The organism is Desulfatibacillum alkenivorans DSM 16219 (genome assembly GCF_900142135.1).
Classification (GTDB): Bacteria; Desulfobacterota; Desulfobacteria; order Desulfobacterales; family Desulfatibacillaceae; genus Desulfatibacillum; species Desulfatibacillum alkenivorans.
This window is the reverse complement of record NZ_FQZU01000041.1, coordinates 45,301-51,300: the sequence shown is the minus strand read 5'-3', so window position 1 is coordinate 51,300 and position 6,000 is coordinate 45,301. Positions and strand designations below refer to the sequence as shown.

The 6,000-nt window shown below is 55.6% G+C and carries 6 protein-coding genes and 1 pseudogene; all 7 read right to left on the bottom strand.

Annotated elements, in window-relative coordinates:
- Nucleotides 1–220 (bottom strand): annotated as a pseudogene (locus tag BUE18_RS22870) (IS1380 family transposase); the annotation flags it as partial.
- Between the two features lie 119 nt (nucleotides 221–339).
- Complete coding sequence (locus BUE18_RS22865) at nucleotides 340–1,440, bottom strand: 4Fe-4S binding protein (RefSeq protein ID WP_073478482.1); 1,101 nt, start codon at nucleotides 1,438–1,440, stop codon at nucleotides 340–342.
- A 61-nt stretch (nucleotides 1,441–1,501) separates the two neighbouring features.
- Nucleotides 1,502–2,200 carry a DUF1847 domain-containing protein gene (locus BUE18_RS22860; protein WP_073478481.1) on the bottom strand — a complete coding sequence of 233 codons (699 nt, stop codon included), beginning with the start codon at nucleotides 2,198–2,200 and terminating at the stop codon, nucleotides 1,502–1,504.
- A 36-nt stretch (nucleotides 2,201–2,236) separates the two neighbouring features.
- Complete coding sequence (locus tag BUE18_RS22855; RefSeq protein WP_073478480.1) at nucleotides 2,237–3,064, bottom strand: DUF169 domain-containing protein; 828 nt, start codon at nucleotides 3,062–3,064, stop codon at nucleotides 2,237–2,239.
- Between the two features lie 84 nt (nucleotides 3,065–3,148).
- Nucleotides 3,149–4,213 (bottom strand): 4Fe-4S dicluster-binding protein, encoded by a 1,065-nt coding sequence (locus BUE18_RS22850; protein WP_073478479.1) that lies wholly within the window; start codon nucleotides 4,211–4,213, stop codon nucleotides 3,149–3,151.
- A gap of 9 nt (nucleotides 4,214–4,222) precedes the next feature.
- Nucleotides 4,223–4,861, bottom strand: a complete 639-nt coding sequence (locus BUE18_RS22845; protein WP_073478478.1) for a TetR/AcrR family transcriptional regulator — start codon at nucleotides 4,859–4,861, stop codon at nucleotides 4,223–4,225.
- A gap of 10 nt (nucleotides 4,862–4,871) precedes the next feature.
- Nucleotides 4,872–5,765, bottom strand: a complete 894-nt coding sequence (locus BUE18_RS22840) for an NAD(P)H-dependent flavin oxidoreductase (RefSeq protein ID WP_073478477.1) — start codon at nucleotides 5,763–5,765, stop codon at nucleotides 4,872–4,874.
- Nucleotides 5,766–6,000 lie beyond the last annotated feature (235 nt).

The window sequence follows — 6,000 nt, the reverse complement described above, 5'->3', positions numbered from 1 at the left end:
CCAAGCTCCGGCCGCCTCCATGAAGCATCAAAATAAGCGGTTCAATAAAGGCGGACGGCGCATATCCCGCCCCTGAACCGGGTTTGGGCAAATTGCGGTTGACCAGAGCGTTCAATCCAAGGCCGTGAACAAATTCGCCGAACACAACCAACCCGGCATGGGCGGTGATTGTCTCGTTGGTGACTTCCAGCTTGAAAGGGAGGACTGTCTGTGTCATCATGGCTTCACCCCGTTGGTGATAGGTTGTTGTGGTCAACTCCATCCTATCTGCTTGTTTTCTCAAGCACAACGGGGTTTTTCATTTTTTTTCTCCCCATCAATCGCGGATCTGGGGGTAAACTACTCCCGATTTTCCTTGGCGATAATGCGAACCATGTCCCGTCCTGTTGCAAAGGGCGTAGAGCGCTCCATGCGCTGCAGCTTAAGCGCACCCGTGGGGCAGCCCAGGACGCAGACGCCGCACCCGATGCACTCGTCAGGGTTGACCACCGCTTTTTCGGTTTCCTCATCCACGGTCAGGGCCTTGAAAAAGCACCGTTCCGTGCAGGTTCCGCATCCCACGCAATCTTCGCCCGCCACAGGATAAAAATTAGAGGGCGACATGGCGTCCGGGTTGTCCCACCGGGTTCTGCCCCGAATCTGAGAGCAGCAGCACTCGCAACACAGGCAGATGACCGAACTGTCGGTGATGGTGTTGTCCGTGGCGCCGACCAGCCCCAATTCATTCATCTCGTCGAAATAGGTGATGGCCTGCTCCCTGGTTATGCGTTTGCCCAGGCCGATGGACTCAAAATGCAAGGCCGAAGGCCCCATCATGATGCAGGCGGCCACGGGAAAATGGTCCTTGCATTCCCTGATTCCCATTTTTTCCGTTCTCGTGCGGCATGGGCAGGGAACCAACGCCATCTCCTCGGGCGCGTGGTTCAGGATGAATTCATGGGCCTCTTCCGCCTCCAGCACTTTTTGCCCCTCCTCAATCGCCTTGTCCACCGGAATGGTCCTGAAAACGGGCGTGCCTTTGGCCGAGCCTTCATAATACTTATAAAATCCGCCTTCGATGAAAAAGTCCCGATAAAGCTCGGCGGCTTTCAGGTCATCTTCCTTCATCTCCGGATAAAACACATGGGCGTTCAACAGAACCGGCGCCGGCGGCAGGGCGAAAAAATTCCCCATGGCCAACACGCCGTTCTTTTTGTTTACGCGCCCCAAAACCTCCTCAATATGCTCCGAACTTTTTCCGGCGGCCTCTCCAATATCCTGCGAGGATGAAAATTGAACCGGCCGCGGCATATGCTGCATGATTTCCGCCTCTTCCGGGGAGTATAACAACTCAAGATATTTCATAAATGCAGGATGGGGATTTCCCTCCGCATCCGCAGGCGCGGTAGTGAATGCTTGGTTCAGCCTTTCCCAAAGATTTTCATAGGCGCTTTTTTTCATAGGTCTTCTCCTATTGAGGCAGGATAGCCCGCCCCCCCTTTTTTTTGCCGCGGCAATAGTCTTATATTCCCGGAACCTTGATGCGTTGATAATACATGGATGCGCCGTAAACGGCTGCCAGGGGATTGTGCCCGGTCACCCGGTCCTTGACGGCCAGTACGGTGGTCGGGGCCTTGGCGTGTTGAAAAAACAGGGAGTCATGGCCCACGCACAGGCCCAGAAGAATGTTAAACTCCGTGTTTTCGTGATTGAGCAATTCCGCCTGAAACACGGGATTGCAGGCGGACTCGTCCGACCCCCGCCGAATCAACTCGTCATCCTCAAGCCCCAACACCGCCTTTTTGGAGGTTCTGCCCGCCTTGCATATCACGGAAACCATCTCAAAGCCCCAGGCTTCAAATATCTCCGAGACTGTTTTGGCTTCGTTCATAAGCCCCAGACAAAAGGCCAGACCCAGGCGTTTGTACTCCATCTTTTTGGCAAACTCAGCCACCTCCACAATTCTTGTTTTGCTTGGCTGCAGCACATAGGGCTTTTGATCGCGATTGGCGTAGCACTCGGCCTCCTGGATGGACGCCTGACGGGCGAATTCCAGGATTTCCGGATTCTCGTAGGCCTGATTGGCCGCCTTCACCACACTTTGCCGCGTCAGGGTGGGGCAATCCGTCGGGCCTTTCCCCTTTTTGGTCAGGCAGGAGCGTTTGGGCGGCTCCACCTCGCATAAGGCGCAATGGGCGGTCTTTTGGGCATTGTCAGTCATCAACGCCTCCCTTGTCGTCAGTGATGGGTCGCCATCCTATTTATTCTTTTCGGCTCTTTCCCTAAGATAGGCGAAACCCGGGGTGATGGACTCGCTCATGCCGCTTGGCATCATGGTCTTAAACGGCATGCCGATATTCATGAAGCCGCCGGACTTGAACATGTGCTCCATCATTTTTGGGAACATGGAGGCGGGAATGCCCATGGCCAATTCGTCGGGGGCGATCCCGGCAAAGGCCCGGTCTCCCATGCCCGGCAGCACCAATTGAGGCCGGCCGGTGACGAACGGAAGCAGGCCGCCTTTGGCGCATGACTCGCCGAACCCTTCAAAGGCGGAAAATACCGGCGAGGTATAGTCGTAGCACAAGGCCTGAATCAGGTGGGTCGTGTGGACGCCGTTGCCGAAAACAAGGATCGTATCCGGCTCCAACAAGGCGTTCTGCAAGGGGGAGCAAACAAAGCCGATGCGGCTTTTCATGGTTTCCAGCCGTTTTCGCCCTTCCTCTCCGTTGAACAAATGATTGAACACGGCCAGACGATTCATCTCCGCCTGCCGGTCGATGTGCCAGCCCTGGCGCACCTGGCTTTCCACAAACTCCTCGTCCGTAACGTTGATCCACTTATGCATGGCCGATGAGGGTACGCATAAATTGTCCTTTTCGGTCATGGCCGTATGGGCGCCCCAGGAGCGGGCGTTGGTAAAGGCCTGGCACAGGGCCATCTTTTGGCCCATGGCGGACGGCCGCAAGGCCTGTTCCGGGATTTCATCTTCGCTTTTTATATACGTGACAGCTACGGGATAGGTAGGCAGATGGAGCTTGGCGTACAACTCCTCCCCCAACTTTTTCAAGGTTTCCAAAGCCATTACACCCTCCTAAAACGGACAAGGCCCGGCCTGCACAAGACCGTTTCCCGGCCGGGCTTTCCGTCTATGTCATTATAAGAATTATTACATGAGTCCGCGTTTTTGAGCCATGCCCATCATCTGCTCCATCATGGAGGCGGGCGGGAGGCGCATTGCGTCCTCGGATTTGGCAGCCAGGGTAATGGCTTCCGTCGGACAGGCGGTGACGCACAGGCCGCAGCCGATGCAGCGGTCCAGGTTGATTTGAGCGACGTCGTCCTTCATGTCGATGGCGCCCATCTGACAGCGCTCCAGGCAGGTTTCGCAGCCGGTGCAGTCTTCGTCGGACACCACGGCGTAATGGTTGGAGAAAACGATTTCCACGGGCTTGGGATGCTTGTTGATGGCTCGAAGCACTCCGCAGCAATCGCCGCAGCAATTGCACATGCCGCCGGGATTCTGGGCGGTGGCGGGCTGGGTGACCAATCCGTCCTCCCGGCACTTTTCCAGAATCTGGACGGCTTCTTCCAGGCTGACCACCCGGCCCATGCCGCGGTCGATATAATATTGCCCCATGGAGCCGAACATAAAGCAGGCTTCCAGGGCTTTGCCGCAATCCTCTTCCATAATGGACGCCCGCTTACGGCAAATGCAGTCGGTGACCACGATCTGAGGGACGTTTTTCAGGATTTCCACGGCGTCTTCGTAGCTGGCCACGTTGTGGGCAACGTCCAGGGATTGCTGAACCGGTATGGTGCGGAGAAAATGCTCCACCCCGAATTGCATGGCGTCGTCAAAGGCTTCATCAAAGTAGATTCCGCCCATCTCCGAGAGTTCCTTGTCCAGAGTCTTGACCTGAAACTCAAACAGGCCGTGGACGAAAGGAATCGTCCCGTATTTGGAAACGCCGCCCTTTTTCAGGCGGAACAAAAGGCCGCGCTCGGCCATGTCCTCCAGCTTGGCCGCCATGTCAGCTTCCGGCTCGCCCATGCGCTGGGCCACGGCTTCCGGGGCTTCCAGCTTGGGCGTCATATTCAGGAAAACATTGGCGTCTTCTTCGCTGAACAAATATTTGAGGATCTTGATTTCAATGCCGGATTCCGTGGCAGGATATCCCATGGAATATTGATCCAACTGTTGCTGCAACTTGCGATAAACGTCTTCTGACATAATGCCTCCTTAAACATGTTGACGCCGTTCGTCGGCGCCGGTTGAAAAATCCGGCGGCGGAGCCAGCAATCCGCCGAATATATTTTGCTTGAACACTTTTCTTGAGTAAGAACTCTGGCTGAGCTTCATTTGGATGAGGGTCCCCTGCCAGGCGCAGATGATGTGCTCGGCCATCTGCACGCAGTCGATGTCCGGCCGGATTTCTCCGGCGCCCCGGGCTTTCTCCAAAACCCCGGCCAGGAGCCGGCGCTGCTGGTCGAAAATCTCCAGGAGCCGCGTGCGGAAATTCTCGTTCCGGTCCCCCATTTCCTGCCCTAAATTGCCAAAGGGGCAACCGCCTTGATAGCCGACGGCTTCCATGTAGTCCCCTTGCCAGTCCAGAAAGGCTTCGATTTTCGGGATGTATGGACCTTCCTCGCCCTGGAAATGCCCGCGGGCGTGGCGGTCGAAAAAATCCGCATAAAAATCGATAAGATGAAGCCCGTAATCTTCCTTGCTCTTGAAATAAAAATAAAAAGAGCCCTTGGGCACCCGGGCTGCGTCCAGGATTTCCTGGAGCCCGGTGTCGTTAAAGCCCTTTTGAATCACAATTTTCGCCCCCGCCCTGAGCAGGCGGGTCTTGGCGTCTTGTTTGCGTTTGGATGTCATGACCGTGTTTTTACGAAACCATTTCCTGAATAATGTCTTTGACCGGGCGGATTTTAGAGATCAGAGCGCTGACCTGTCCCGCGCCAGCGGGAAATAGATCGAAATCACCGCTTCTCCAGGCTTGGCCGGCGTTCATCAGATTGTACTCCTTGGAGAAATCCTCCCCTTGCGAAACCATTTCCTTCATCTTGGGGTTCATAATGGCGCGCATGGCCATGGGGCCTAAGGGAACCCGCACCGTGCCTGCATCGCCGCATTGCATGATGGCTTCCTTCCAGGCCTGGCAGGCCGGGCTTTCCTCGGCCGCCAAAAAGGCCGTGCCTATCTGAACGCCTTGGGCGCCCAATGCCATGGCCGCCCGGTATCCCCTTTTGTCCGCGACGCCCCCGGCGGCGACAACCGGCGCTTTCACCATGTCGCAGGTCAGAGGAATCAGGATGAAATTGGTGGATTCCGGCCCCAAGGTGCGCAGTCCGCCCGACTCCGTGCCCGAAACCACCACGCCGTCGGCGCCGGCTTCCACGGACTTGGCCGCCATGGGCGCCGACAAGGTCACGTGCAGTCCTTGCATGCCCATTTCCTTGATTTTGGGATAAATCTTTTTGGGCGAGCCCCCGGAGGTCGTCACCACACGCACCCCGGCCTCGTAGAGGATTTCCAGAATCTGGTCGTTGTTGGGATTCATGGAAATCATGAGGTTGGCGCCAAAAGGCTTGTCCGTCAGCTCCCGGATCTTGCCCACCAAGGCCTTTACCTGCTCCAGATCCGACACGAACCCCAGGGCCAAGACGCCGAAGGCGCCCGCCTCGGATACGGCCGCGACCATACCGGGGTCGTACAACTCGCCGATGGGCCCTTGGAGGATGGGGTATTGACAACCGAGCATTTCCAGCAGTTGGGACATGACTCATCTCCTTATTTTGGTTTTGAAAAGGGGGATAGGGCAAGGCTTTTCTTGCGATAGACCAATCGTCTATTGGGGCTTACAGTAGACCAGTCGCCTAGTCCTGTCAATTGTTTTGTTCTTCATATTTTTTGCCTCACCATCATATTACTATGTAAAATACTTATAATATTATTTTTATTTAGTTTTAAGCACAGAGAACAATGGATGCTTTTCAAACGAACGCTCGAAAAAT